This window comes from Paracoccus sp. MC1862 (assembly GCF_016617715.1).
In the GTDB taxonomy this organism is placed as follows: domain Bacteria; phylum Pseudomonadota; class Alphaproteobacteria; order Rhodobacterales; family Rhodobacteraceae; genus Paracoccus.
This window is the reverse complement of sequence record NZ_CP067225.1, coordinates 362529-385897: the sequence shown is the minus strand read 5'-3', so window position 1 is coordinate 385897 and position 23369 is coordinate 362529. Positions and strand designations below refer to the sequence as shown.

Sequence of the window (23369 nt, the reverse complement as noted above, 5' to 3'; positions counted from 1 at the left end):
CCTGTCGCGCCTCCGATCACTGCAACGGGCGCGGCTTCCCCGCAAGCCGGCGCGGAACGCACCCGCAGTGGTTGAGGTCGGCCCGGCACTGCGTTACGTTGCGGCAATTCATCAGGGCGCAGGGCCATGCCAGAGAACACTTGGATCAGTTTCAAGGACATGTGCGCCCGCTTCGACGTGACGCCGCGCACCCTGCGGTACTACGAATACATCGAACTGCTCAGCCCCCGGCGCGAGGGCCGCGCCCGCTGGTATGGCCCGCGCGAGATCGCGCGCATGAAGCTGATCATGCGCGGCCGCCGCTTCGGCTTCAGCCTTGAGGAAATCCGCCAGTGGCTGCTGATCTACCAGCAGCAGGGCACCCGCGCGCAATACGAGGTGTGGGTCGAATTCGCAACCCGGCAGCTGGACGTGCTGACCAACCAGCGGGCCGAGTTGGACGCCTCGATCACCGACCTGCGCAAGCTGCGAGACGACACGATCGACTTGCTGGCCGACATGCCCACCGAGGCGCGGGCCGAGGGGCAGGCCAGCTGACCTTCCGGCACCCGGCCCCCTGACGCAGCGTTCGTGCTGGCGAACCGCAGGGGGGCCTGCCATGCTTCCCCCACAGGGCTGGCGCGGGGGGCTCGGCGATGTCCGACGACGGCCGGCTTTGCGCCGGCGCAGCCCTCTGCCCGCCGCCGCGCGAAAGTTGAGAGAGGCCGCATGACCGCCTATACCGCCCCGATCCGCGACATGCAGTTCCTGCTGCACGAGGTGCTGAAAATCTCGGCCTCGGACCTGCCGGGCCACGCCGAGCTTGATCCGTCCTTCACCGAGGCCGTGCTGGAAGCCGCGGGCCAGATCGCAAGCGAGGTGCTGGCCCCGCTGAACGCCGTGGGCGACCAGCAGGGCTGCGTCCTGGAAAATGGTGCCGTCCGCACGCCCGAGGGCTTCAAGGCGGCTTTCGAGGCGATGAAGGAAGGCGGCTGGACCGGGCTTGACTGCGACCCGGAATATGGTGGCCAGGGGATGCCCTATGTGATGGGCGTGGCCACCGGCGAGATGTTCGTGTCGGCCAACATGGCCTTCAACATGTACCAGGGCCTGACCCACGGCGCCTATTCCGCGATCCACGCGCATGGCACGGACGCGCAGAAGCGGACCTACCTGCCGAAGATGGTGTCCTGCGACTGGACAGGCACCATGAACCTGACCGAGCCGCATTGCGGCACGGATCTGGGGATGCTGCGGACCAAGGCCGAACCGCAGGAGGACGGCAGCTACCTGATCACCGGGCAGAAGATCTTCATCTCGGCCGGCGACCATGACCTGTCCGAGAACGTGATCCATCTGGTTCTGGCCAAGGCTCCGGGCGGGGGCGAGGGCACCAAGGGCATCAGCCTGTTCATCGTTCCGAAGTTCCTGGTGAACGAGGACGGCTCGCTTGGCGATCGCCAGCCCGTCTCGGTCGGCAAGATCGAGGAAAAGATGGGCATCCATGGCAATTCCACCTGCGTCATGAACTATGACGGGGCGAAAGGGTGGCTCTTGGGCGAGTTGCACAAGGGCATGCGCGCCATGTTCACCATGATGAACGAGGCGCGGCTGGGCGTGGGCCTTCAGGGCTATGCGGTGGCCGAGGCCGCCTATCAGAACTCGGTCGCCTATGCCCGCGACCGGCTGCAGGGCCGTGCGGTCACGGGGGCCGAGAACCCCCAAGGCCCCGCCGACCCGATCATCGTGCATCCCGACATCCGCCGCGCGCTGATGGACCAGCGGTCCTTCCTTGAAGGCGCCCGTGCGCTGGCCTTCTGGGGCGCGCACATGATCGACCGTGGCCACAACGGCGACGCGGCGGCCGAGGGGCTGGTCTCGCTGATGACCCCCGTCATCAAGGGCTTCCTGACCGACAAGGGGTTCGAGGGCACCGTGCAGGCCCAGCAGGTCTATGGCGGCCACGGCTATATCGAGGAATGGGGGATGTCGCAGTTCGTCCGCGACGCCCGCATCGCCATGATCTACGAGGGTGCGAACGGCATCCAGGCGCTGGATCTCGTGGGCCGAAAGCTGGCGCTCGACGGCGGCAGGCACGTCATGGCCTTCTTCGAGATGGTCAAGGGCTTCATCAGAGAGAACGAGGGGAACGCGGCGCTGAAGGCCGATTTTCTCGGCCCGCTGAAGGCCGCATCCAAGGACCTGCAGGCGGCGGCCATGTTCTTCATGGAACGCGGCATGAAGAACCCGAACGACGCGCTGGCAGGCAGCTATGACTTCATGCACCTGTTCGGCCACGCCGCGCTGGGCCTGATGTGGGGCCGCATGGCGGTCGCAGCCCAGAAGGCTTTGGACGAGGGCACCGGTGACCGCGCCTTCTACGAAGCCAAGCTGATGACCGGCCGCTACTACATGAAGCGGCAATTGCCGATGACTGGCACACATCTGGCCCGCATCCAGTCGGGGGCCGAGCCGGTGATGGCGCTTGCGGCCGAGCAGTTCTGAGATGACCACCCTCCCCGCCTGCGGCAGGGCCGGAGCCTCCGGCGGGGATATTTTGACGAAGAAGAACGCAGGCCGAAATAGCGGCCTCGGTTCGCGCGGCCCTTGGGCATCTCTGGCGGACCGAGGCTTCCTTCTCCTTCGACGGTCATCGGCTTCCCAGCCTGTACCGTGAGAATGACACTGAAGCAGAAGCCTTGAGAAACGGTTAACCGCTCACGAGATTCTTCTTCGAACAAATATCCCGCGGGATCGTCGTATACGACGATGGGGGCGCGAAGCCCCCGGCACGCGACCCGCGCAAACGCTTCGATCGGAGGACGCATGACCGACGCCTATATCTATGACGCCGCCCGCACGCCGCGCGGCAAGGGCCGCAAGGACGGCAGCCTGCACGAAGTCACGGCGGTCGCGCTGTCCGCGCGCCTGCTGAATGCGGTCAAGGAGCGCAACGGCCTGAGCGACCACGTGGTCGAGGACGTGATCTGGGGCAACGTCACCCAGGTCGGCGAACAGGGCGGCTGCCTTGCGCGGTCCGCCGTGCTGCTCTCGGACCTCGACGAGCGGGTGCCGGGCCTTTCGATCAACCGCTTCTGCGCGAGCGGCATGGAGGCCGTTAACCTCGCCGCCAACCAGGTCAAGGCCGGCGCGGGCGAGGCCTATATCGCGGGCGGCGTCGAGATGATGGGCCGCGTGGCGATGGGCAGCGACGGCGCGGCCATCGCCGTGGACCCCAGCCTTGCCATGAAGACCTACTTCGTCCCGCAGGGCATTTCCGCCGACATCATCGCCACCGAATACGGCTTCACCCGCGAGGAAGCCGACGCCTTCGGGGTCGAATCCCAGCGCCGCGCCGCCAAGGCGTGGGAGGAAGGGCGCTTCGCCAGGTCCATCGTCCCGGTGCGGGACCAGAACGGCGTCGTGATCCTCGAGCGCGACGAATACATGCGCCCGGGCACAACGATGGAAGATCTGGCCAAGCTAAAACCCGCCTTCAAGGAGATGGGCGAGGTCATGCCCGGCTTCGACAAGGTCGCGCTGCTGAAATACCCGCACCTCGACCGGATCGAGCATATCCACCACGCCGGGAACTCCTCGGGCATCGTGGACGGCGCGGGGGCGGTTCTGATCGGCAGCCGCGAATGGGGCGAGGCCCGCGGCCTGAAGCCCCGCGCCCGCATCCGCGCCACGGCCAAGATCGGCACCGATCCGACGATCATGCTGACCGGCCCGGTCCCGGTGACGGAGCGGGTGCTGCAGCAGTCGGGCATGAGCATCTCGGACATCGACCTCTTCGAGGTGAACGAGGCTTTCTCCTCGGTCGTCCTGCGCTTCATGCAGGCCTTCCAGGTCGATCCCGCGCGGGTCAACGTCAATGGCGGCGCCATCGCCATGGGCCACCCGCTGGGCGCGACCGGCGCCATCATCATCGGCACGCTGCTGGACGAACTGGAGCGGCAGGACAAGGAAACGGGTCTCGCGACCCTCTGCGTGGCGTCCGGCATGGGTGCGGCAACGATCATCGAGCGGGTGTGAGCATGCAGGTCTTTCGCAAACGCCCGGACGGCGAGATTTATCTGCCGCATCCCGATCGCGCTGGACGCTACGTCCTTGGAAATCCGCAATACGGTAATGAGAAGCACCACGCGAAAAACAAGGTGCTGGCTGACACTTTGGAAGAAGCCGTGCGGCTTGTGGAGCAGCACGGCTTCTCGCTCCGCATGAAGGGTCAGGCCACGAAGCAGACGAATCTCATTTCGCCCCGCGAAATCCAGATCGTCCGATAGGGAGAATGAGATGACCGATTTCACCATGCAGAAGGGCGACGATGGCGTCGCCGTCATCACCTGGGACGTGCCCGGCAAGTCGATGAACGTGCTGTCGATGGACGGCGCGGGTGAACTCAGCAACCTGATCGACGACGCGCTGGCGGACGCAGCTGTGAAGGGCATCGTCATCACCAGCGGCAAGGCGGACTTCGCCGCCGGCATGGACCTGAACGTGCTGGCGCAGATGAAGGAAGGCGGCGCGCAGACGGTCTTCGACGGCGTGATGAGCCTGCACCACCTGCTGCGCAAGATCGAACTCGCGGGCATGGACCGCAAGACGCAGAAGGGGGCCAAGCCCATCGCCGCCGCCCTGCCCGGCACCGCGCTGGGGATCGGGCTGGAGCTGCCGCTGGCGACCCATCGCATCTTTGCCGCGAACAATCTGAAGGCAAAGATCGGCCTGCCCGAGATCATGGTCGGCATCTTCCCCGGCGCGGGCGGCACCACGCGGCTGATCCGCAAGCTGGGCGCGATGGCGGCGGCTCCGCTGCTGCTGGAAGGCAAGATGAACGACCCGCAGAAGGCGAAAGCCGCAGGCGTGATCGACGAGGTGGTGGACGATCCCGTTGCCGCCGCCCGCGAATGGGTCTTGAAGGCCACCGACGCCGACCTGGTCAAGCCGTGGGAGCAGAAGAGCTACAAGATGCCCGGCGGCTCGCCCTATACGCTGGGGGGCTTCATGACCTTCCTCGGCGCCTCGGCGATGGTGATGGGGCGGACGATGGGCGTCTATCCGGCCGCCAAGGGGCTGATGAGCGCGGTCTATGAAGGATCGCTGGTGGACTTCGACACCGCGCTGAAGATCGAGGCGCGCTGGTTCACCCATGTCCTGATGAACCCCTCGTCCACGAACATGATCCGCAGCCTCTTCATCAACAAGGAGGCGCTGGAGAAGGGCGCGAACCGCCCCGAGGCCCTGGACCAGCGGGTCCGCAAGCTGGGCGTCCTCGGCGCGGGCATGATGGGCGCGGGCATCGCCTATGTCTCGGCCAACGCAGGCATCGAGGTCGTGCTGATCGACTCGACGCAGGAGGCGGCGGATCGCGGCAAGTCCTACTCGACCGGCATTCTGGACAAGGGCATCAGCCGCAGGAAGGTCACCGAGGAGAAGAAGGCCGAGGTTCTGGGCCGGATCACCGCGACAACGGATTACGCCGCGCTGGACGGCTGCGACCTGATCGTCGAGGCGGTGTTCGAGGATCCCTCGGTCAAGGCCGACGTGACCGCAAAGGCCGAGGCGGTGATCCCCGAGGATGCAATCTTTGCCACCAACACCTCGACCCTGCCGATCAGCGATCTGGCGAAGGCCAGCAAGCGACCCGATCAGTTCATCGGCATCCACTTCTTCAGCCCGGTGGACAAGATGGCGCTGGTGGAAATCATCCGCGGCCAGCAGACCGGCGACCGCGCGGTGGCCAAGGCGCTCGACTTCGTGCGGCAGATCCGCAAGACGCCCATCGTGGTGAACGACGCGCGCTTCTTCTACGCCAACCGCTGCATCATTCCCTACATCAACGAAGGCATCCGCATGGTCGGCGAAGGGGTAAATCCCACGCTGATCGAGAACGCGGCCAAGCTGATGGGGATGCCGCTGGGACCTCTGCAGCTTGTGGACGAGACCTCGATCGACCTGGGCGTCAAGATCGCCAAGGCGACGAAGGCCGCGATGGGCGAGGCCTACACCGATCAGGACGTGGACGCCGTGATCTTCAAGCTGGCCGACGAGGACCGGATGGGCCGCAAGGCGAAAGCGGGCTTCTACGACTATGACGAGGCGGGCAAGCGCCAGGACCTCTGGTCGGGGCTGGGGACAAACTGGCCCCGTGCCGAGGACCAGCCCGAACTGACCGAAGTCCAGCACCGCCTGATGTTCGTGCAGGCACTGGAAGCCGTGCGGGCGCTGGAACAGGGCGTGCTGACCGACATCCGCGAGGGCGACGTGGGCGCCATCCTCGGCTGGGGCTTCGCGCCCTGGACCGGTGGGCCCTTCGGCTGGCTGGACATGCTGGGGGCCGGGCGCGCGGTGGAAATCGCTGAAAAGCTGGCCGCCGAGCATGGCGACCGCTTCGCCCCGCCCGCGCTGCTGCGCGAGATGTCCGACAAGGGCGAAAGCTTCTACGGCCGCTTCGGGGCAGAGCGGCAGGCAGCCTGACGCAGACCGCTCCGCCATGACTGCAGCGGGCGCGGAACCGGCTTTCGCGCCCGCTTTCTTCTGCAACCGGCAGGGGAACCACTCACGGCTTCGTGCGTTCCGGGTTCTGGCAGTGCAGGGAAGTTGGTTATGGTAGCAGTTTACGGTCCGATCGACCTCAGACCGATTCATCCGATCCACGCGATCCTTCTGTCATTCCCTTTCCCCCTGTTCCTCGGCACCCTGCTCAGCGATTTCGCTTACCGCGCGACCTACGAGATCCAGTGGGCGAACTTCGCGCAATGGCTGAATGCAGGTGGCCTGCTGGTCGGGGCCTTTGTCGGGCTCTGGGCGCTGATCAACCTGTTCCGCCGGGAAACCCGCGGACGCCGCCGCACCATCATCTATTTCGTCGTGCTGCTGGCAATGTGGGTGCTGGGGCTGATGAACGCCTTCATCCATGCCAAGGACGCTTGGGCCATCATGCCCGAGGCGATCTGGCTGTCGGCGATCTCGGCCTTTCTGGCGCTTGTCGCCGCGTGGATCGGCTATTCCGGTCTTTCCATCGACGAGGTGAACTGATGCGCCCGCTTCTTCTTCTCGGCACCGCCATGGCGGTTGCTGCCCTGACGACTGGCGCATCGGCGCAGGATGGCGGAACGCCGCCCCCGGAATACGGCCCGAACCCCACGCTGCCCGAACCGCAGCGCGGGTTGCTGCCGACCATGACGATCCCGCGTCCCGCCCTCTGGGGCGACGAGCGTCCCACGGTGCCCGAAGGCTATACCATCCAGCCCATTGCCACGGACCTGCGGATTCCGCGCCAGACCCTGGTCCTGCCAAACGGGGACATCCTGGTGGCGGAAGGCTCGGGCGGCAACGCCCCTGCCCTGCGCCCCAAGGACATCATCGCGTCCTATATCAAGAACCTGGGCAAAAGCTCGGTCGAGCCGGGGAACCGCCTGACGCTGCTGCGCGATGCGGACGGCGACGGCACCTATGAACAGCAGGAAATCTTTGCCGAGAACCTGAACGCGCCCTACGGGCTGGCCTATATCGACGGCACCATCTACGTCGCCAACCAGGATGCCGTAGTGCGCTTTGACTATAGCGACGGCCAGACGCAGGCGAGCGGCCCGCCCACGACCCTGACCTACCTTCCTGCGGCGATCAACCATCACTGGACCAAGGCGATGACCGCCAGCGAGGACGGGCGCTTCCTGTATGTCGGCATCGGATCGAACAGCAACATCACCGAACGCGGGCTGGATATCGAGGAAGACCGCGCCATGGTCTGGCAGATCGACACCCAGACCGGGGCCAGCCGGGTTTACGCCACGGGCCTTCGCAACCCGACCGCGCTGACGATCCAGCCGGAAACGGGCCAGCTCTGGGCCGTGGTGAACGAACGGGACGAGATCGGCCCGAACCTTGTTCCCGACTATCTCACCTCGGTGCAGGAGGGAGGGTTCTACGGTTGGCCCTACAGCTACTGGGGCCAGAACGTGGATATCCGCACCCAGCCCCAGAACCCTGAACTGGTCGCTTCAGCAATCGTGCCGGATTATGCGCTGGGCTCGCATGTGGCGGCGCTGGGCGTGGATTTCTCGGTCCCGGCGATGGGGGCTGAATTCGCGGACGGCGTCTTCGTGGGCGAGCATGGAAGCTGGAACCGCAACCCGCCGGTCGGCTACCGGGTGATCTTCGTCCCCTTCGAGGACGGACGCCCCGTCGGAGAGCCGATCGACTTCGTGACCGGCTTCCTGCAGGACGAGGACAACACTCGCGGTCGCCCCGTGGGGGTGACGATCGATCCCCGCGGCGCTCTGATCGTGGCCGACGACCTGTCGAACACGGTCTGGCGGGTTACGCCGGACAATCCCGTGCCGGTGGCCCAGGCGGCGGCAACGCAGCCGGCCCCCACGTCGGGCGAGACCGGGACAAGCCCGGCCACGACCGGTGCGGAACAGGCGCCCACGCCCCCCGCGCCGACGCTGCCGGCCTCGGAACAACCTTCGGCCCCCACGACCGGCTACGGCCAGCCGACGCAGGTGCCATTGACACCTGAAGAGTGAGGTTGCCTCTCAGACCAGCCCTTCGGCCCGGAACAGCGCCATGACGTCCGCCTCGGGACGGGCGCCGAGGTGGGTGATCACCTCGGCCGCCGCAATGCAGCCCATGCGGCCCGCGACCGCCAGCGGCTTGCCCGTCGCCAGCCCGTAGATCAGCCCCGCCGCGAACTGGTCCCCTGCCCCGGTCGCATCGACCGGCGTCACCCGATGGACCGGAGCCGTCACCCGTTCCCCCCCCCGGATCAGGATAGCGTCCTCGCCCGAGCGGGTGCAGATCACCGTCCCGCAATCGGCCGAGGCGAGGCGCAGCGCCTCCTCCAGATCCTCGACCTGATAAAGCGCCTGCCATTCGTGCAGATTGCCGATGACGTAATCCATCGGCCCCGCCACCAGCCGCCGGAAATCCGCCCGGTGGCGGTCCACGCAGAAAGGATCGCTCAGCGCGATGCCCGCCTGTCCCCCCGCCGCATGGCAGGCCTCGGCGGCCTTGAGGAAGGCGGCCTTTCCCTTGGGCTTGTCGAAGAGATAACCTTCGAGAAACAGCCAGCTTCCGCCCGAGAACAAACCCGCGTCCACGTCGTCCCCATCCAGTTCCGCCGAGATGCCGAGATAGGTGTTCATCGACCGCTCGCCGTCGGGCGTCACGAAGATGATGGATCGCGAGGTCGGAAGCCCTGCCTCCACCGGCGCATTGACGAAATCCGTGCCGTCCGTTCCCATCTCATGCGCATAGGCCCGGCCCAGATCATCCGCCGCCACCCGGCCGATGAAGGCGGTGGACAGCCCCATCCTCCCCAAGCCCGTCAGCGTGTTCGCGACCGAGCCGCCGGGGACCAGCCGCGCGCCATTCCCGGCATGGGTCAGTTCCTCGGCGCGGTCACGCTCGATCAGTTGCATGATGCCCTTCTGGATGCCCAGTTCGGCAAGCCGCGCGTCGCTTGCCGTGGAGATCACGTCCATCACGGCATTGCCGATGCCGATCACCTGATATGCCATGCGCTACCCCTTGTGCCTGTCCCGGCGCTTAAACCGGGGACACGCGGCGGGGACAAGAGGTCAGACCGGATCGGTCGTCTTCGGCTCATAGGGGCAATGCGCGCGGATCGGGCAGATGGTGCAGCGCGGGCGGCGGGCCTGGCAGATGTAGCGGCCGTGCAGGATCAGCCAGTGATGGGCGTTCTGCTGGAACCCGGCGGGGACATTATCCTCGATGGCGCGCTCGACCTCGGCCTCGTCGCGGCCCGGCGCGATGCGGGTGCGGTTGCCGACACGGAAGATATGGGTGTCCACCGCCTGCGCCGGGATGCCGAAGAACGAGTTCAGCACCACATTCGCGGTCTTGCGCCCCACCCCCGGCAGGCTCATCAGCGCGGCGCGCGAGGTAGGCACGTCGCCCCCGAAGTCATCCACCAGCCGCTGCGACAGGGCGACGACGTTCTTCGCCTTCTGCCGGTAAAGGCCGATGGTGCGGATCAGTTCGGTCACGCCCTCGACCCCCAAGGCGGCGATCGCCTGCGGCGTGGGGGCTGCGTCGAACAGCGCAGGCGTCGCCTTGTTCACGCCCACGTCCGTCGCCTGCGCCGACAGCGCCACCGCCACCAGCAGGGTGAAGGCGTCGCGATACTGTAGCTCGGTCACCGGCTGCGGGTTCGCCGCCTGCAGGATGCCGAAGATGGCGACCTGATCGCGGTAAGGCAGCGGCGGCGGCACCCGCCCCTTGCCACGGGCGAGAGTCTTGTCGGCAGGGGAAGGGGTCCGGGCCATGGCAGGGTGATGCCTCGATCGGCGGAAACACGCAAGCCTTCGGGAAAGTCGAGGGAATGTGACGCGCTTTCAGGGGCTTCGGCTGGCAGCCGGGGGGAACTTCTGAAAGGCTGGCGCCGTTCGGCGGCATGACGGGCGACCCTGACGGGCGCCACGCCGCCTTGGCAAAGGAAAGGACAGAACCATGATCCGCCGAGTTCACCTGTTGATCGCCTCCGTGGGGGTCATGGCGCTTGGCGCCTGCGCCCAGGACCCCTATGGCCAGTTCGGCAACATGAACAGGACACAGCAGGGCATCATCGCCGGCGCCGCGACCGGCGCGGTCCTTGGCGCGGTCCGCGACGACGACAGCAACAACCGCGGGCGCGACATCGCGCGGGGCGCGATCGCCGGGGGCGCGGCGGGCGGCCTGATCGGCTCGGTGCTGGACGCGCAGGCACGCGCGCTGCAAAGCCAGATGACCACGCCCGGCGTGCAGGTGGTCAACACCGGACAGACGCTGAACGTCACCTTGCCCGAAGGCGTGCTGTTCGCCTTTGACAGCTCTGCCGTGTCCGGCCCGGCGCAGAACGACCTTTACGCGCTGGCGCGGAACCTGCAGCAATATCCGAACTCGACCGTGCAGGTGATCGGCCATACCGACTCGACCGGGGCTGCCGCCTACAACATGGACCTGTCGCAGCGCCGAGCGCGGTCGGTGGCCTCCATCCTGACGGCAGGCGGCGTATCCCCGAACCGCATCGCGACGCAGGGGCTGGGGATGAACCAGCCCGTGGCCTCGAACGCGACCGAGGCGGGCCGCGCCCAGAACCGCCGGGTCGAGATCATCATCCGCCCGAACCGCTGAGATCGGCACAGGCAAAGGAAAACCCCCGGTGGCGACACCGGGGGTTTTTTCATCCGCGTCCGTCAGCAGCGGCGGATCAGTTCAGGTGGCGGGCCACGTCGTCGATGGCGCGGTCAATGCCGGCGCTGCGGTCCTGCGCCCCCATCTGGCGGCCAAGCACCTCGGTTGCCGCGGCCATGGCGACCTGGATCGCCTGGTTGCGGACGGCGCGGACCGCATCGTTCTCGGCGGCCGTGATCTGGTCTTGGGCTGCCTGCAGGCGCCGCTCGATGGATTTCTGCAGATCGACCTTGGCCTTTTCGGCCTGAGCTATCGCCTCGCGGCGCGCGTTGGCGACGATCTCGCCGGCCTGGGTGTGAACCTCGCGCTGGCGGCGTTCGTAGCTGGCGTAGATTTCCTGCGCCTCGTCCCGCAGGCGGCGGGCTTCCGAGATGTCGGCCTTGATCCCCTCGGCCCGGCGGTCCAGCAGCCGGCCGGTGGCGCCCGGCACCTTGTAATACAGCAGGATGCCGATGAAGGCGAGGAACGCCAGCAGCACGATGAAATCCGTGTTGCGCAGCGAGAAGAACGGCCCCGTGGCGGCCAGCGCGGGGCTGGCGGCCAGAGCGGCCACAAGGGCGGTCAGGCGGGCGATCATAGCACGGCTCCCTTGATGCGGGCATCGACGGCCTGGTCGATCGAGCCATCGGGGTTGCCGCCGAAGGTCCGCACCAGCTCGGCCGCGACATCGCGGGCGACGCTGCGGGCGTCGGTTGCGGCGGAGTCCCGGATCTCGGAAATCCGGCGCTCGGATTCCTGGGTCCGGGCGGCGATCTCGGCATCGGCCTTGGCGATGGCGACGGACAGTTCCGCGTCGATCTCGGCCTTGTTGGCGGCCACGATCTTCTGCGCCTCGGCGCGTGCGTCGGCCAGCGCCTTGTCGTAGACCGACTCGGCCTCGCGCGCCTTGCGCTTGAAGTCCTCGGCCGCGGCGAGGTCGGCGGTCATCAACCCCTGCCGGTCGCCGAGGATGCGGCCGATGCGGGGCAGCGCGACGCGCGACAGGATCAGGTAGATCAGCCCCAGCGCCACCAGCAGCCAGAAGATCTGGTTGCCGAAGCTGGCAAAGTCGAGCTGCGGCATCCCAGCCGAGGCGGCAGCATCGGCACCATGCGCGACGGCATGGGTCGTGTCGGTGCCCGGCACGGCCGCACCCGCAAGGCTGTCGGTCGGCAGGTGTCCCTGCCCGTTCTGCGCGATGCCGGGGGCGTGCTCGACGCCCGAGGCGCCCGGCACGATGATGGAATCGGTGGCATGGGTCTGGGCCGCGGGCGATTCCGCGGCCGCGACCGGAGCGGTGGACACGACGGGTGCGGTGGTCGCTGCCCCGGTCGTCGTGGTGGTCGTTTCGACCGCGGTCGGGGCGGTCTGCTGCATTAGGCTGAACATTTCCTATCCCTGGCCTGCGGTTGGCAATCGGGCGGGCGCGTCATGCGCCCGCCCAAAAGCAAGGAGTGGCGCCGGGATCAGGCTGCGAACAGCAGCAGCAGCGCGACGAGGAACGAGAAGATGCCAAGGGCTTCGGCAAAGGCCATGCCGATGAACAGCGTGGCGGTCTGCGACGCGGCGGCCGAGGGGTTGCGCAGGGCACCGGCCAGGTAGTTGCCGGCAACGTTGCCCACGCCCATGGCGGCACCCGCCATGCCGATGCAGGCCAAGCCCGCACCCAGGTATTTGCCCAGATCGGCGTAGTTCGCGACGTTTTCCATGAGATGCTCCTTGAGGCTTTGGAAACGGTTGCTGAAAAATCCTGCGGACGTCAGTGGCCCGGATGCAGCGCGTCCTTGAGATACACGCAGGTCAGGATGGTGAAGACATAGGCCTGGATCACGGAGACCATGACCTCGAAGGCATACATGCCGACAATGGCAAGGATCGAGACCGGGGCCACAACCGCGATGGCGGCGAAGGCCGCGAAGACCTTGATGACGGCGTGACCCGCCAGCAGGTTGCCCGCAAGTCGGATGGAATGGCTGACGGGACGCACGAAATACGAGATCAGCTCGATCACGGCCAAGACTGGGCGCAGCGCCAAGGGCGCCGACTTGACCCAGAAGAGGCCGAGGAAGTGCGTCCCGTTCAGCACGAAGCCCAGGATGGTGACGCCGAAGAACACCAGCAGCGCCAGCACGCCGGTGACGGCGATATGCGAGGTTGTGGTGAAGGACTTGGGGATCAGGCCCAGCAGGTTCGCAAACAGGATGAAGCAGAACATCGTGAAGATGTAGGGGAAGTAGCGCAGCCCCTCTTTACCGGTCACGTCCTCGACCATCTTGTGAACCATGCCGTAGGTCAGTTCCGCTACGGACTGCACGCGGGACGGGATCAGCGACCGGCCCGAGGTGCCCGCGACGAACAGCAGCCACACGACCAGCACGGCCAGCATCAGCCACAGGGTCACGTTGGTGGGCGTGTACCAGTGGACCGGCCCGTCGCCGAACAGCGGACGGACGATGAACTGGTCCATCGGGTGGAAAACCAGGCCCGTGCTTTCTTCGTTCTCCACGCTCAGTCCCTTTCGTCCTTCGGCGGATCGCCCGCCGGCTTGTCGCCTGCCGGCTTGCCCGGCCCTGTTCCGGCAGCGGCCCCGCCCATCTCGGCGGCGGTCCGCAGCATTGTCTTCACTCCGGCCGCGAAGCCGAGGAAGATGAAGATCACCAGCAGGATCGGCGTCGTGCCGAGCAGCCGGTCAAGCCCGTAGCCGACGCCGAATCCCACGGCGAGGCCGGCGACAAGCTCGATGACCATCCGCCATGCCTGGTTGGCATGGGCGAACTTGTCCATTCCGGGGGGTGCGAGCCGATCGTCGCGGCGAGCCTGCGACAAACGTTCTTCCAGCGCCCTCAGCCGTTCGGCGTCGCGCGCCTTCTGGACGCCGTCATCGCCTTGGTCCGACACGCCCTGTCCCCTTCGCGTTGCGCTGCCTGATAGGGACTGCCCCGGCCCGAGTCAACCACGGCCTCGCAAGTGCAACCACGTTGATCTGACTGGATTTCCCGTCCGAGCGCCTTTTGCTTGCCGCGCCCTGATGGGCGGTTCATCATTCAACCTTTCAGTTGAACATGGCAAATGACCCGCGACTCCGACCTCGACGCGATCTTCGCGGCCCTTGCCGACCCCACCCGGCGGGCGATCCTGTCGATGCTGCTTGAGGATGACATGGCGGTCACGGACGTGGCCGCGCCCTTCGGGATCAGCCTTGCCGCGATCTCCAAGCACCTGGCGACGCTGGCTGCGGCCGGGCTGATCCAGCAGGAACGGCGCGGACGGATCACCTGGTGCAAGCTCGACCCCGAGGGGATGCGGGCGGCCGCTGTCTGGATGCGCGTCTTCGGTCAGGTCGATCCGCTGGACCTTGATGATTTCGAGCGGTTCCTTGCCGCCGAAATGGGCATCCCGGCCGACGATCAGGCATGAAAAAAGGGCCGGTTGTCCGGCCCCGTTTCAAGTGCGACTGCCGCGGATCAGGCCGCGTGGTCGTAGGACGACTCGATCTGCCCCGCAGGCCCTTGGATGTCGTGATAGGCATACATCTGGTTCAGGACCTCCAGCGCGCGCCTATTGGGCAGGCAGCGCACAGTGCGCGAGGTGTTTTCAAGATCGGCCATCAGGCCCTGCGGCCGGTCATGTTCAGTGCGGTTCATTCTGGATCTTACCTTGGACTAGAGGACGTCCCCCCTTGCAGCATGATATAATGCTGCAACGCAGCATTCGCTATGCCCGTGACGCCAGGTCATCATGGCAAAGCCGTAAGGATTGAATCGAAAAGGCCGCCCCGTGGGGGGCGGCCCTGCACCGACGCGCCGGTTCAGAGTGCGCGTTCAACCATCAGGTGCTTGATCTCGGCGATTGCTTTCGCCGGGTTCAACCCCTTGGGGCAAGTATTGGTGCAGTTCATGATCGTGTGACAGCGATAGACCTTGAAGGGGTCTTCCAGCTCATCCAGCCGCTCGCCCGTGGCCTCGTCGCGAGAGTCGATGATCCAGCGATAGGCGGTCAGCAGCGCCGCTGGCCCCATGAAGCGGTCCTGGTTCCACCAGTAGGACGGGCAGGCCGTGGAACACGAGGCGCAGAGGATGCACTCGTAAAGCCCGTCCAGCTTCTTGCGGTCCTCGATCGACTGGCGCCATTCCTTGCCGGGGGCGGGTGTCTCGGTGATCAGATACGGATGCACCGCCGCGTGCTGGGCGTAGAAATGCGTCAGGTCGGGGATCAGGTCCTTGACCACCGGCATGTGCGGCAACGGATAGATGTTCACGTCGCCGTCGATCTCGTCCATGCCGTAGATGCAGGCGAGGTGGTTGCCGCCACTGATGTTCATGGCGCAGGAGCCGCAGATCCCTTCCCGGCAGGACCGGCGGAAGGTCAGGGTCGGGTCGATCTCGTTCTTGATCTTGATCAGCGCGTCCAGCACCATCGGCCCGCATTTGTCGAGGTCGATCCAGTAGGTATCCAGCCGCGGGTTTTCCCCGGTGTCCGGGTCCCAGCGATAGATGTTGAAGCGGCGCAGGTTCGTCGCGCCCTCGGGCCGGGGCCAGGTCTTTCCGACCCGGATGCGGCTGTTCTTGGGAAGGTTGAACTGGACCATGGGGCTATCCTTTCGGGTCTTGCTGGCTCAGCGCGGGTCGGTGAAGGCACCCGCGAAGCGCGTCAACTGCTCGGGCGGCAATGATTGCGGGTGGATGGTGAAACGGGCCATGCGGCCGATCATCTCGGCGCGGGGGACCAGTTCCTCGATCCAGTGGTAAGCCTCGCGGTCGATATAGTCATCGAACAGCACGGTGACAGGGCGGGTGCAGCGAATCATCGTGGTCAGGAAGCAGGCGACACGGAAGCGGCCGTCGATCAGGACCACATCGGGATGCCGGAAGCGCGGATGATCCCAGATCGCGGTGGGGTAAAGGTGAAACCGCCGGAAGGGCGCATTCTTCGCCGGGCGGCCCCAGGACAGGGTCGGGCCGATATCCGCGTGATGCACCAGAAAGCGTTCTGCGGGAAACTCGGTTTCCAGCGCATCGGTGATCCGCTGCGACCACGCGTGGTCGCTTTCGACCGACATGACGAAGCCGGCACCCGCGCGCAGCGCCAGAAAGGTCGAGCCGCCGCTGCCATATTCCAGCACCGCGCGGGCCGAGGAACAGGCCGCCGCATAGGCCCTGCCCGCCTCATCTGGCAAGGTCAGCCGGAATGCGGGTTTCTCCGCATCTTCGTGGCGCTGCCCGCCGTCATCTGCGCCCTCGAACATGGGCTAGGTAGCCTCCTGCGCGGTCTTTGTGCGGGTTCGGGGCGCCATGCCGATGTGATCCAGCGGCGCCGCGATGATCTCGCCGATACCGGCGATCACCGGCAGCGTGGGCCGGGTCCGCAGCGTTCCCGACACGCTCGACGCCTCAAGCTCGGGGGTCATGCCGTCTCGCAGCCACCGCTCGGCCCGTGGCAGCATCCAGGCCTTGCGGCCGGCGCGCAGGTTCAGCAGCGCGAAGCCCACGTCCGCATGGCCGAAGTAAGGCGCCATCTCGCTGAAGGAGGGAACCGCATCCCCCCGCGCCACGACCGAGCCGGTGCCCAGCATCCGCACTCCCCGTGCCGACGGCAGGGCCTGCGACATGCCGGTAGCCTGCCAGCCCGTCCCCTGCTGATCGCCGCCACGGTGGTTCATGCCCCCATAGCCGAAGACATTGCCCTCCCAGCCGATCAGGGTGGCCCGCTCGATCGACTGCGGGACATAATCGGAGGGGTAAAGGATATCGTCATCAACCAGGAAGACGATGTCGTCCGGTTCGGGCGGCATGAAGAAGCGGCCCAGGTCCTTGGTGTCGCGGTCGGTGGTGATCGCCTCGATCCGGTCATTCGCGGCGATGTCGGCAGGAACCTCGTCCATCTCGTTGAAGACGATGACCATGCGGTCCACCTGCGGCAGGATCGCGTCCACCACGCGGCGGAAGATGCCCGCGCGCGCGGGAAAAGTCGCCATGTGCGCGCGCACGATGCCGCGGGGGGCGCCTGATCGGCGATAGATACGCGTCCGGGTCACTGCGGCCATCCGTAACCCGGCTGTTCGTGCAAGGGCCGGGTCGGCACCTGCCCCGAGCGCCGCAGGACGCAATCGTGGAAAGCCACCGCCGGGTCGCGGCCCCTGATGTAGTCGGACGACAGCGAGACGCTGATGCCGCCCATGGTCCGGACCTTGTGGCCGTCCGTGCCAAGGCCCAGGCCGATCTCGGTCCGGGGACCGGTGGCGGCGCGCGCATTCTCAAGGCAGAGACGTTCCGCCCGGGCGACAGGAACCGGGCCGCTGCAGGCCGCGATCCCCGAGGCCAGCAGAAGCATCAGGGCCATGCCGGAATGCGCGCGCCGCTGCATCAGGCGACCGCCGCCCGGGAGATGCACTGCGAGGTGGCGGGGCGCGACACGACCGAGGCCACGGCCCCGGCGGCGCCCGCCTGCCCCTGCTGCGCAGCGATGTCCGCCAGTTCCGCCATGGTGGCATTGGCCACCACGCAGTCAGTCAGCGGCCCGACGTTGCGCCCTGGCAGGCGGCGCGCCATCTCGGCGTTGATGACCTGGCGGGCGGCGGCATTGTTCGGCACGGCGGGTGGCGGGGTCACGACGACCGTGCCGCCCGGAGGAGGCGACACCACCGCCGTCCCGGGGATGGAGGTCATCGGAACAACCGCGCAGCCCGCCAGGGCGGCAGCGGCTGCAAGAGCGGCAAGAACAGAGAAACGCATCAGTAGACCCTCGCTTTCGGTGCGATCTTCTTTGGATCGATCCCGCCGTCCTCGTGCTTCGTCAGCGGTTCGAGGTGGACGGGCCGATAGGCGAGTTTGACGTCATTTCCATCGACCCACGCAAGCGAATGCTTGCGCCAGTTGGCGTCATCCCGATCAGGGTAGTCCTCATGCGCATGCGCCCCGCGCGATTCCTTGCGCGCCTCGGCGGCCACGATGGTCGCCAGGGCGTTCGGCATCAGGTTGGTCAGTTCCAGCGTTTCCATCAGGTCGCTGTTCCAGATCAGGCTGCGGTCGGTAACATGCAGGTCGTCAAGGCCCAGCGCGATCTCGCGCATCTTGTCCACGCCCTCGGCCAGTGTCTTGTCCGTGCGGAACACGGCCGCATCCGACTGCATGGTGCGCTGCATCCGGTCGCGCAAGGTCGCCGTGGACGTTCCGCCTTTCGCATGGCGCAACGCGTCGAAGCGGTCGAGCGCGCGGTCCACCTCGGCCTTGTTGACCGAGGGAATGGCCGAGTCGCGGTCGATCACCTCGCCCGCCCGGATCGCTGCAGCGCGGCCGAAGACCACGAGGTCGATCAGCGAGTTCGATCCCAGCCGGTTCGCCCCGTGTACCGAGGCGCAGCCTGCCTCGCCTACCGCCATCAGGCCGGGGAAGACGCGGTCGGGGTCGCCCTGCTCAGGGGCCAGCACTTCGCCCCAGTAGTTCGTGGGGACGCCGCCCATGTTGTAATGCACGGTCGGCAGCACCGGGATCGGTTCGCGCGTCAGGTCCACGCCCGCGAAGATCCTGGCCGATTCGCTGATGCCCGGCAGGCGTTCATGCAGCGTGTCCGGCGGCAGGTGCGACAGGTGCAGGAAGATGTGGTCTTTGTCGGAACCAACGCCCCTGCCCTCGCGGATCTCCATCGTCATGCAGCGGCTGACCACGTCGCGGGACGCCAGGTCCTTGTAGGTCGGGGCATAGCGTTCCATGAACCGCTCGCCTTCCGAGTTGGTGAGATACCCGCCCTCGCCCCGCGCCCCTTCGGTGATCAGGCAGCCGGAACCGTAGATGCCGGTCGGGTGGAACTGCACGAACTCCATGTCCTGCAGGGGCAGGCCCGCGCGGGCGACCATGCCACCGCCGTCGCCGGTGCAGCTATGGGCGCTGGTCGCGCTGAAATAGGCGCGGCCGTAGCCGCCGGTCGCCAGCACCACCATCTTGGCGTTGAAGACGTGGATGGTCCCGTCGTCCAGCTTCCAGCAGACGACGCCGGTGCAGGCCCCGTCCGTGATGATGAGGTCGAGCGCGAAATACTCGATGAAGAACTCGGCCTTTTCCTTGAGGCTCTGGCCATACAGCGTGTGCAGGATCGCGTGGCCGGTGCGGTCGGCGGCAGCGCAGGTGCGCTGGACGGGCGGGCCCTCGCCGAACTCGGTCGTATGTCCGCCGAAGGGGCGCTGGTAGATCTTGCCCTCCTCGGTGCGGCTGAAGGGGACGCCGTAATGTTCCAACTCATAGACGGCCTTGGGCGCCTCGCGCGCGAGGTATTCCATCGCATCGGTATCGCCCAGCCAGTCCGAGCCCTTCACGGTGTCGTAAAGGTGCCACTGCCAGTTGTCCGGCCCCATGTTCGACAGCGAGGCGGCGATGCCGCCCTGGGCCGCGACCGTGTGACTGCGGGTCGGAAAGACCTTGGTCACGCAGGCGGTGCGGAAGCCCTGCTCGGCCATGCCGAGGGTCGCGCGAAGGCCCGCGCCTCCGGCCCCCACCACCACCACGTCGTAATCATGCGTCTGGTATTCGTAAGCGGACATGGGAACCTCAGTGGACGACGACGGTGGTGATGGAACCGACCGCCGGGGACAGCGCCATGCGGGCCAGCGCATAAACGGCGGCGGCGATCACGCCCCAGGCGAAAAGCTGGACGGCGATCAGCGCGACCCGGCGTTCGGTATGGGCGGCATAGTCGTCGATCATGATGCGGGTGCCGCCCATGTAGTGCAGCATCCCCACGATCAGGAACAGCGCCGTGACGATCGCCGGATATGGCTGGCTGAAATAGGCGAAGACCGCGTGATGCGGCAGGCCGATGGCCGAGGCGATCACGAAGATGAAGGCGGGCGTCAGGATCAGCAGCGCGACCGAGCTGACGGTCATCGACCAGTGCTGTGCGGTGCCCGTGCTTGGACCTGCCGCGCCCAATCCGCGGGCGGCCTTGCGGGGGGTGATGTAGCGCATGGACGATCCCCTCAGAATGCGAACATGAAAGCGGTGATCAGCGTCAGCACCACCGAGCCGATGATGATGACCCAGCTTGCCCGCTGCGCGTCGTCGCGCGTCATCAAGAGGCCCGCGTCATAGAAGAGGTGCCGCACCCCGGCGAGGAAGTGGAACCACAGCGCCCAGGCCGAGCCGAACAGGATCAGGTAGCCGATCCAGCTGCGCAGCACCCAGTCGGCGGTGGCAAAGGCGCGCGGGCCGGTGGCGGCCGCGACCAGCCACCAGACGATCAGCAGCAGCCCGGCCATGAGGGCCTGCCCGGTGATGCGGGTCATGATCGAGGTGACCGCCGCCATCGGCAGCCGATAGACGCTGAGATGGGGCGAAAGCGGGCGATTGCCGCGGGGGATGTCCGCCATGGGCGCTCCTGTCCGAAAAGCGCGGGCCAAGCTGGCGCGCGGGCTGGCTTGAAACTGCTGGTCTCTCTAGACATCCTTTCGTCCGTGTCACGGGTTTGTTCAAGTCCCGCCGTGTCACGGACGATGTTAGCGTCGGTTGTGATCACAAGATCATAGCTAGTGATCACAACCTGCCATTCAGATTCACCACCTGCCCGCGATGGTCCGAGCCGAACCATGGCCGCATGATGGCTGCTGCCGACCAGTTGGCGGGTGCAAGGACATGGTCAATGGCGATGGGCAGCCCGCCAAGCAGAAATGTCGGCCGCACCGGGCCCGCCCCTTCCGTCCCGGTGGCAGTGGCAACGCGCGAAACGATGTACGACCACGGGACGGCATTGAAGTCGCCTCCAAGCACCACCGGCTCTGCCAGACGGGCGAGCTGCGGCAGAACACGCTCCACCTGCGCGGCCTGACCATAGGGCCATGGCCAGCCGAGGTGGAGTGACACGACCGTGACCGCGCCTTCGGGTGCAAGCACGCGGACCGAGGCCATGCCGACGCCGGTGGCGCAATTGGGTTTCGCGGCAAAGGGCCAGCGCGACAGAATCGCGACGGTGCCCGGCGTCGGTGCCGGGCAGACCACCTGATACGGCATCTCGCCGGCAAGCGCGATTGTCACGCCCGCGTTTGTCCGGCTGACCTCTTGCAGCAGCGCGACGTCGGCGCGGGCCTGCAGGATGTCGGCGGCAATGCCCGAAGGATCATCGACCGAATGCAGCAGGTTCTTCTGGTAGACGATGATCTGCGGCACGAGCGGGGCCAGCGGCCTCATCGCCCAGAGGATCGGCGCCAGCGCCAGCGCCCCCAGGGCGGCCGCAAGCCAGCCCGCACCCCCGCGCAGGACAAGACCGCCAAGCACCAGCACCGCCGCAAGGAACGGCCGCCCGACCGCCAGGGAATCGCCCGCGGGATGCAGCCGCCCGGCGTATGAGGCAGCCAGCAGCACCAGCCCCGCGGCCAGCGCAGCGCGTCCGAGCCTGCGCCACCTCACAGCGGCATCAGCACCCAGTAATCGAGATCCAGCAGGACATGGGACGCGTAGCGCCCGTCCTCGCGCTTCAGCGTCAGGTTCCCCGGCTCGCCCTTGTGGGCGACCAGCCGCAGGCGCAGGGCGCCGATGCCGGGCGCGTTGGTCGGCGCGCGGTCCAGCACCTCGGACCATGCCCGCACGGTGTCGCCGGCGAAACAAGGGTTGGCGTGGGCGCCCGCGTTCAGCGCCACGATCATCTGCGCGTTGGCCAGCCCGTTGAAGGACAGCGCGCGGGCAAGGCTGATGACATGGCCGCCGTAGATCAGCCGGGCGCCATCGTCGCGGAAGGTCGCGTCGAAATGCACCTTGGCGGTGTTCTGCCACAGGCGGGTGGCGAGCATGTGCTCGGCTTCTTCCACCGTCACGGCGTCCACGTGGTCAATAACCTCGCCCACCTGATAGTCGCCCCAGCGGTGCGGCTCTCCGGCAAGGGTGAAGTCGTAGTCGCTGAAATCCAGCCCGTCCGGGATCACCAGCGCCTGCGGCAGCACCACGCGGTCAAGGCGCGGCACGATCTCGTCGGGCGCGGGGCTCGCGGCCTCGCGCTTGCGGACCATGACCCAGCGGACATATTCCAGCACCGGCACGTCGCGCTGGTTCAGGCCGCGGGTGCGGACATAGACATTGCCCGAGGTGCCGTTCGAGTTCTGCTTGAGCCCGATCACCTCGGATTCCGCCCGGATCGTGTCGCCGGGCCAGACTGGTTCCAGCCAGCGCCCCTCGGCATAGCCGAGATTTGCCACCGCGTTCAGCGAGATGTCGGGGACGGTCTTGCCGAAGACGGAATGGAAGGCGATCAGGTCGTCCATCGGCGCGGCGGGCAGGCCGCAACCGCGGGCGAACTCGTCCGAGGAATGCAGCGCGTGGCGGGCGGGATAAAGCGCGTGATACAGCGCCCGCTCGCCGCCCGAGACGGTGCGGGGGACGGCGTGACGGATCACCTCGCCGACGCGGTAATCCTCGAAGAATCGGCCCGGATTGGTCTTGGTCGCCATCGTCATCACTGCTCGCCCAGCTTCATGCCGGGGTGATAGGCGGCCGCGATCTCCTTGGTGACACCCTGCGCGCAGCGCATGACGCCCCGGACGGGATCAAAGGCGATCGAGGGCGCGCCGTGCAGCATCCAGCCCTTTGACAGCGCAAGGCTGACCTTGTGGCAGAAGACCGAAGTGTCGTCCTCGGTCAGCAGGCGGTAGATCGTTGGCATCCTCAGGCTCCGAAGGGGTTGGGGCCGACGAGGCCATGGATCAGGCCGACGACCAGATAGACGAACAGTGCGCCGACGGCCGCCATGACCTCTTTCCGGATCACGGTCCGGTGCGGGGGACGGACCCAGTTCGGCTCGGCCCGGTTGATGACGGCCATCTCGACCAGCGCCCACAGCAGCAGGCCGCCGAACAGCACGAAGGACGGCAGGTCGCCGTTCGTCAGAAGATGCGCAAAGGCCCAGAGCGAAAAGCCGGTCAGTTGCGGATGCCGCATCTGCGTGCCAATGCGGTTCTTGATCCCCGCCGAGGCGAAGAGGAAGAAGGCCACCAGCACCAGAAGGTTGTTGATTCCCTTCAGCGCCGGGCCTGCCGCCCACCAGATCGTCGCATCGGCCTGCTGGTAGCCGATGGTCATCAGCAGCACCGAAACGACCAGCGCCCCCGCGACCACACCCTTGCGCCGGCTGTCCGGCAAGGGATGCGCCGCCATACGTTTATAAAGATGCGCGCCCCACCAGAGCGCGACGCCAAGGATCAGCAGGATCATGCGGGGACATCCTTCATGCGA

At 66.8% G+C, this 23369-nt stretch carries 29 protein-coding genes; 9 read left to right on the top strand and 20 right to left on the bottom strand.

What is annotated here, in order from left to right:
- The first annotated feature begins 126 nt into the window (after positions 1-126).
- The 7 genes from JGR78_RS01930 to JGR78_RS01900 all read left to right on the top strand — a co-directional run bounded on the left by JGR78_RS01930 (position 127) and on the right by JGR78_RS01900 (position 8516).
- Entirely contained in the window at positions 127-537 is a 411-nt protein-coding gene (locus JGR78_RS01930) for a MerR family DNA-binding transcriptional regulator (protein ID WP_182791481.1), read from the top strand.
- Between the two features lie 171 nt (positions 538-708).
- Positions 709-2484, top strand: a complete 1776-nt coding sequence (locus JGR78_RS01925; RefSeq protein WP_182791482.1) for an acyl-CoA dehydrogenase C-terminal domain-containing protein — start codon at positions 709-711, stop codon at positions 2482-2484.
- Positions 2485-2805: 321 nt separating this feature from the next.
- Positions 2806-4017 (top strand): acetyl-CoA C-acetyltransferase, encoded by a 1212-nt coding sequence (locus JGR78_RS01920; protein WP_182791483.1) that lies wholly within the window; start codon positions 2806-2808, stop codon positions 4015-4017.
- Positions 4018-4019: 2 nt separating this feature from the next.
- Positions 4020-4268 carry a hypothetical protein gene (locus JGR78_RS01915; protein WP_182791484.1) on the top strand — a complete coding sequence of 83 codons (249 nt, stop codon included), beginning with the start codon at positions 4020-4022 and terminating at the stop codon, positions 4266-4268.
- 10 nt (positions 4269-4278) lie between these two features.
- Positions 4279-6462, top strand: a complete 2184-nt coding sequence (locus tag JGR78_RS01910) for a 3-hydroxyacyl-CoA dehydrogenase NAD-binding domain-containing protein (RefSeq protein ID WP_182805100.1) — start codon at positions 4279-4281, stop codon at positions 6460-6462.
- Between the two features lie 129 nt (positions 6463-6591).
- Entirely contained in the window at positions 6592-7023 is a 432-nt protein-coding gene (locus JGR78_RS01905) for a DUF2231 domain-containing protein (protein ID WP_182791486.1), read from the top strand.
- Positions 7023-8516 carry a sorbosone dehydrogenase family protein gene (locus JGR78_RS01900; protein WP_200559406.1) on the top strand — a complete coding sequence of 498 codons (1494 nt, stop codon included), beginning with the start codon at positions 7023-7025 and terminating at the stop codon, positions 8514-8516. Before JGR78_RS01905 ends, JGR78_RS01900 begins: the two co-directional genes overlap by 1 nt.
- Before the next feature lie 9 nt (positions 8517-8525).
- Here JGR78_RS01900 and JGR78_RS01895 read toward each other — a convergent pair whose 3' ends face one another.
- Positions 8526-9509 (bottom strand): adenosine kinase, encoded by a 984-nt coding sequence (locus JGR78_RS01895; protein ID WP_182791487.1) that lies wholly within the window; start codon positions 9507-9509, stop codon positions 8526-8528.
- A 60-nt stretch (positions 9510-9569) separates the two neighbouring features.
- Complete coding sequence (gene nth / locus JGR78_RS01890; protein ID WP_370576394.1) at positions 9570-10223, bottom strand: endonuclease III; 654 nt, start codon at positions 10221-10223, stop codon at positions 9570-9572.
- 238 nt (positions 10224-10461) lie between these two features.
- Here nth and JGR78_RS01885 point away from each other — a divergent pair, with 238 nt between their 5' ends.
- On the top strand, positions 10462-11124 hold the full coding sequence (locus JGR78_RS01885) for an OmpA family protein (protein WP_182791489.1): 663 nt from the start codon (positions 10462-10464) through the stop codon (positions 11122-11124).
- Between the two features lie 76 nt (positions 11125-11200).
- On the opposite strand, the gene JGR78_RS01880 is transcribed toward JGR78_RS01885, so the two are convergent.
- From JGR78_RS01880 to JGR78_RS01860, 5 genes are all read right to left on the bottom strand, one after another.
- Entirely contained in the window at positions 11201-11758 is a 558-nt protein-coding gene (locus tag JGR78_RS01880) for a F0F1 ATP synthase subunit B (RefSeq protein ID WP_182805109.1), read from the bottom strand.
- Positions 11758-12309, bottom strand: coding sequence for a F0F1 ATP synthase subunit B' (locus tag JGR78_RS17955; RefSeq protein ID WP_256435050.1), 552 nt, complete (start codon positions 12307-12309; stop codon positions 11758-11760). The genes JGR78_RS01880 and JGR78_RS17955 overlap by 1 nt, the downstream gene beginning before the upstream one ends.
- A 320-nt stretch (positions 12310-12629) precedes the next feature.
- Positions 12630-12872 carry a F0F1 ATP synthase subunit C gene (locus tag JGR78_RS01870; protein WP_182791490.1) on the bottom strand — a complete coding sequence of 81 codons (243 nt, stop codon included), beginning with the start codon at positions 12870-12872 and terminating at the stop codon, positions 12630-12632.
- Positions 12873-12922: 50 nt separating this feature from the next.
- Positions 12923-13630, bottom strand: a complete 708-nt coding sequence (locus JGR78_RS01865) for a F0F1 ATP synthase subunit A (RefSeq protein WP_182791551.1) — start codon at positions 13628-13630, stop codon at positions 12923-12925.
- Between the two features lie 41 nt (positions 13631-13671).
- Positions 13672-14061 carry an AtpZ/AtpI family protein gene (locus JGR78_RS01860; RefSeq protein WP_234450816.1) on the bottom strand — a complete coding sequence of 130 codons (390 nt, stop codon included), beginning with the start codon at positions 14059-14061 and terminating at the stop codon, positions 13672-13674.
- 171 nt (positions 14062-14232) lie between these two features.
- Here JGR78_RS01860 and JGR78_RS01855 point away from each other — a divergent pair, with 171 nt between their 5' ends.
- Entirely contained in the window at positions 14233-14580 is a 348-nt protein-coding gene (locus JGR78_RS01855; protein ID WP_182791491.1) for a helix-turn-helix transcriptional regulator, read from the top strand.
- Positions 14581-14627: 47 nt separating this feature from the next.
- Here JGR78_RS01855 and JGR78_RS01850 read toward each other — a convergent pair whose 3' ends face one another.
- The 13 genes from JGR78_RS01850 to JGR78_RS01790 form a co-directional block, all read right to left on the bottom strand.
- Positions 14628-14807, bottom strand: coding sequence for a hypothetical protein (locus JGR78_RS01850; RefSeq protein ID WP_182791492.1), 180 nt, complete (start codon positions 14805-14807; stop codon positions 14628-14630).
- A 164-nt stretch (positions 14808-14971) separates the two neighbouring features.
- Positions 14972-15751: a succinate dehydrogenase iron-sulfur subunit gene (locus tag JGR78_RS01845; protein WP_182791493.1), complete on the bottom strand. Its 780-nt coding sequence runs from the start codon at positions 15749-15751 to the stop codon at positions 14972-14974.
- Positions 15752-15778: 27 nt separating this feature from the next.
- Positions 15779-16408, bottom strand: coding sequence for a hypothetical protein (locus JGR78_RS01840; RefSeq protein WP_182791494.1), 630 nt, complete (start codon positions 16406-16408; stop codon positions 15779-15781).
- A gap of 3 nt (positions 16409-16411) precedes the next feature.
- Positions 16412-17197, bottom strand: coding sequence for a hypothetical protein (locus JGR78_RS01835; RefSeq protein WP_182791495.1), 786 nt, complete (start codon positions 17195-17197; stop codon positions 16412-16414).
- Complete coding sequence (locus JGR78_RS01830; RefSeq protein WP_182791496.1) at positions 17194-17502, bottom strand: hypothetical protein; 309 nt, start codon at positions 17500-17502, stop codon at positions 17194-17196. The genes JGR78_RS01835 and JGR78_RS01830 overlap by 4 nt, the downstream gene beginning before the upstream one ends.
- Positions 17503-17525: 23 nt before the next feature.
- Positions 17526-17828: a hypothetical protein gene (locus tag JGR78_RS01825; protein ID WP_234450815.1), complete on the bottom strand. Its 303-nt coding sequence runs from the start codon at positions 17826-17828 to the stop codon at positions 17526-17528.
- A 65-nt stretch (positions 17829-17893) separates the two neighbouring features.
- Positions 17894-19696 (bottom strand): succinate dehydrogenase flavoprotein subunit, encoded by a 1803-nt coding sequence (gene sdhA / locus JGR78_RS01820; protein ID WP_182791498.1) that lies wholly within the window; start codon positions 19694-19696, stop codon positions 17894-17896.
- A gap of 7 nt (positions 19697-19703) precedes the next feature.
- Positions 19704-20120 (bottom strand): succinate dehydrogenase, hydrophobic membrane anchor protein, encoded by a 417-nt coding sequence (locus JGR78_RS01815; RefSeq protein WP_182791499.1) that lies wholly within the window; start codon positions 20118-20120, stop codon positions 19704-19706.
- 11 nt (positions 20121-20131) lie between these two features.
- The gene (sdhC, locus tag JGR78_RS01810) at positions 20132-20521 is read right to left on the bottom strand and encodes a succinate dehydrogenase, cytochrome b556 subunit (RefSeq protein ID WP_182791500.1); all 390 of its coding nucleotides are present in this window, start codon (positions 20519-20521) and stop codon (positions 20132-20134) included.
- 163 nt (positions 20522-20684) lie between these two features.
- Positions 20685-21554, bottom strand: a complete 870-nt coding sequence (locus JGR78_RS01805; RefSeq protein WP_182805095.1) for an endonuclease/exonuclease/phosphatase family protein — start codon at positions 21552-21554, stop codon at positions 20685-20687.
- Complete coding sequence (locus tag JGR78_RS01800) at positions 21551-22588, bottom strand: MaoC family dehydratase (protein ID WP_182791502.1); 1038 nt, start codon at positions 22586-22588, stop codon at positions 21551-21553. The genes JGR78_RS01805 and JGR78_RS01800 overlap by 4 nt, the downstream gene beginning before the upstream one ends.
- Positions 22589-22593: 5 nt before the next feature.
- Positions 22594-22800: a DUF1737 domain-containing protein gene (locus JGR78_RS01795; RefSeq protein WP_182805093.1), complete on the bottom strand. Its 207-nt coding sequence runs from the start codon at positions 22798-22800 to the stop codon at positions 22594-22596.
- A gap of 2 nt (positions 22801-22802) precedes the next feature.
- Positions 22803-23348: an NnrU family protein gene (locus tag JGR78_RS01790; protein WP_182805091.1), complete on the bottom strand. Its 546-nt coding sequence runs from the start codon at positions 23346-23348 to the stop codon at positions 22803-22805.
- Positions 23349-23369: the final 21 nt, after the last annotated feature.

What these genes read in the sequence shown, in the direction of transcription:
- sdhC (WP_182791500.1), bottom strand. Translation starts at nt 20,521, where the DNA reads ATGGCGGACATCCCCCGCGGCAATCGCCCGCTTTCGCCCCATCTCAGC.
- JGR78_RS01850 (WP_182791492.1), bottom strand. Translation starts at nt 14,807, where the DNA reads ATGAACCGCACTGAACATGACCGGCCGCAGGGCCTGATGGCCGATCTT.
- JGR78_RS01920 (WP_182791483.1), top strand. Translation starts at nt 2,806, where the DNA reads ATGACCGACGCCTATATCTATGACGCCGCCCGCACGCCGCGCGGCAAG.
- JGR78_RS01925 (WP_182791482.1), top strand. Translation starts at nt 709, where the DNA reads ATGACCGCCTATACCGCCCCGATCCGCGACATGCAGTTCCTGCTGCAC.
- JGR78_RS01915 (WP_182791484.1), top strand. Translation starts at nt 4,020, where the DNA reads ATGCAGGTCTTTCGCAAACGCCCGGACGGCGAGATTTATCTGCCGCAT.
- JGR78_RS01790 (WP_182805091.1), bottom strand. Translation starts at nt 23,348, where the DNA reads ATGATCCTGCTGATCCTTGGCGTCGCGCTCTGGTGGGGCGCGCATCTT.
- JGR78_RS01930 (WP_182791481.1), top strand. Translation starts at nt 127, where the DNA reads ATGCCAGAGAACACTTGGATCAGTTTCAAGGACATGTGCGCCCGCTTC.
- JGR78_RS01800 (WP_182791502.1), bottom strand. Translation starts at nt 22,588, where the DNA reads ATGGCGACCAAGACCAATCCGGGCCGATTCTTCGAGGATTACCGCGTC.
- JGR78_RS01910 (WP_182805100.1), top strand. Translation starts at nt 4,279, where the DNA reads ATGACCGATTTCACCATGCAGAAGGGCGACGATGGCGTCGCCGTCATC.
- JGR78_RS01895 (WP_182791487.1), bottom strand. Translation starts at nt 9,509, where the DNA reads ATGGCATATCAGGTGATCGGCATCGGCAATGCCGTGATGGACGTGATC.
- sdhA (WP_182791498.1), bottom strand. Translation starts at nt 19,696, where the DNA reads ATGTCCGCTTACGAATACCAGACGCATGATTACGACGTGGTGGTGGTG.
- JGR78_RS01840 (WP_182791494.1), bottom strand. Translation starts at nt 16,408, where the DNA reads ATGTTCGAGGGCGCAGATGACGGCGGGCAGCGCCACGAAGATGCGGAG.
- JGR78_RS01885 (WP_182791489.1), top strand. Translation starts at nt 10,462, where the DNA reads ATGATCCGCCGAGTTCACCTGTTGATCGCCTCCGTGGGGGTCATGGCG.
- JGR78_RS01900 (WP_200559406.1), top strand. Translation starts at nt 7,023, where the DNA reads ATGCGCCCGCTTCTTCTTCTCGGCACCGCCATGGCGGTTGCTGCCCTG.
- JGR78_RS01865 (WP_182791551.1), bottom strand. Translation starts at nt 13,630, where the DNA reads ATGGACCAGTTCATCGTCCGTCCGCTGTTCGGCGACGGGCCGGTCCAC.
- JGR78_RS01845 (WP_182791493.1), bottom strand. Translation starts at nt 15,751, where the DNA reads ATGGTCCAGTTCAACCTTCCCAAGAACAGCCGCATCCGGGTCGGAAAG.
- JGR78_RS01830 (WP_182791496.1), bottom strand. Translation starts at nt 17,502, where the DNA reads ATGGCCCTGATGCTTCTGCTGGCCTCGGGGATCGCGGCCTGCAGCGGC.
- JGR78_RS01855 (WP_182791491.1), top strand. Translation starts at nt 14,233, where the DNA reads ATGACCCGCGACTCCGACCTCGACGCGATCTTCGCGGCCCTTGCCGAC.
- JGR78_RS01795 (WP_182805093.1), bottom strand. Translation starts at nt 22,800, where the DNA reads ATGCCAACGATCTACCGCCTGCTGACCGAGGACGACACTTCGGTCTTC.
- JGR78_RS01825 (WP_234450815.1), bottom strand. Translation starts at nt 17,828, where the DNA reads ATGACCTCCATCCCCGGGACGGCGGTGGTGTCGCCTCCTCCGGGCGGC.
- JGR78_RS01870 (WP_182791490.1), bottom strand. Translation starts at nt 12,872, where the DNA reads ATGGAAAACGTCGCGAACTACGCCGATCTGGGCAAATACCTGGGTGCG.
- JGR78_RS01905 (WP_182791486.1), top strand. Translation starts at nt 6,592, where the DNA reads ATGGTAGCAGTTTACGGTCCGATCGACCTCAGACCGATTCATCCGATC.
- JGR78_RS01815 (WP_182791499.1), bottom strand. Translation starts at nt 20,120, where the DNA reads ATGCGCTACATCACCCCCCGCAAGGCCGCCCGCGGATTGGGCGCGGCA.